Below are 1,313 nucleotides of genomic sequence, written 5' to 3' on the forward strand. Positions count from 1 at the left end.
GAGGGCGCGCACATGCTGGATCTGTGTGTGGACTACGTGGGCCGTGACGGTGTGGCGGACATGGCGGAGCTGGCGGGGCGGCTGGCGACGGCGTCGACGTTGCCGATCGTGCTGGATTCCACCGAGGTCGATGTCATCGAGGCGGGTCTGGAGCGCCTGGGTGGCCGTGCGGTGATCAATTCGGTGAACTACGAGGACGGGGACGGTCCCGACTCGCGGTTCGCGAGGGTCACGGCGCTGGCGCGGGAGCATGGTGCGGCGTTGATCGCGTTGACGATCGACGAGGAGGGTCAGGCCCGCACGGCCGGGCACAAGGTCGCGATCGCGGAGCGTCTGATCGCGGATCTGACCGGGAACTGGGGGATCCGGGAGTCGGACATCCTGATCGACACGCTGACGTTCACGATCTGCACGGGTCAGGAGGAGTCCCGCGGGGACGGCATCGCCACGATCGAGGCGATCCGTGAGCTCAAGCGCCGTCATCCGCGGGTGCAGACCACGCTCGGGTTGTCGAACATCTCCTTCGGTCTGAATCCGGCCGCCCGGATCCTGCTGAACAGTGTGTTCCTGGACGAGTGTGTGAAGGCGGGGTTGGACTCGGCGATCGTGCACGCCTCGAAGATCCTGCCCATCGCGCGGTTCAGCGAGGAGGAGGTCGCGACGGCTCTGGATCTGATCTACGACCGGCGTGCGCAGGGTTACGATCCGCTGCAGAAGCTCATGCGGTTGTTCGAGGGTGCGACGGCGAAGTCGCTGAAGGCGGGCAGGGCGCAGGAGCTGGCCGCGCTGCCGCTTCAGGAGCGTCTCAAGCGGCGGATCGTGGACGGTGAGCGCAATGGTCTGGAGGCCGATCTGGATGCGGCGCTTCTGGAGCGTCCGGCGCTGGACATCGTCAACGAGACGCTGCTGGACGGGATGAAGGTCGTCGGGGAGCTGTTCGGTTCGGGGCAGATGCAGTTGCCGTTCGTGCTGCAGTCGGCCGAGGTGATGAAGGCCGCGGTGGCTCATCTGGAGCCGCACATGGAGAAGTCGGACGCGCAGGGCAAGGGCACGATCGTGCTGGCGACGGTCCGTGGTGACGTCCATGACATCGGCAAGAACCTGGTGGACATCATTTTGTCCAACAACGGCTACAACGTCGTCAATCTGGGGATCAAGCAGCCGGTCTCCGCGATCCTGGAGGCCGCCGAGGAGCATCGCGCGGACGTGATCGGGATGTCCGGGCTGCTGGTGAAGTCCACGGTGATCATGAAGGAGAACCTGGAGGAACTCAACCAGCGCGACCTGGCCGGCACCTACCCCGTCATCCTCGG

General features: G+C 65.7%; 1 protein-coding gene. It reads left to right on the forward strand.

The genetic code is table 11. From position 1 onward, the window contains the following. On the forward strand, positions 1–1,313 hold a 1,313-nt coding region (locus ACZ7EC_RS32745; RefSeq protein ID WP_471068847.1), incomplete at both ends, for a dihydropteroate synthase.

It is taken from the genome of Streptomyces sp. NPDC037203 (assembly GCF_055605065.1).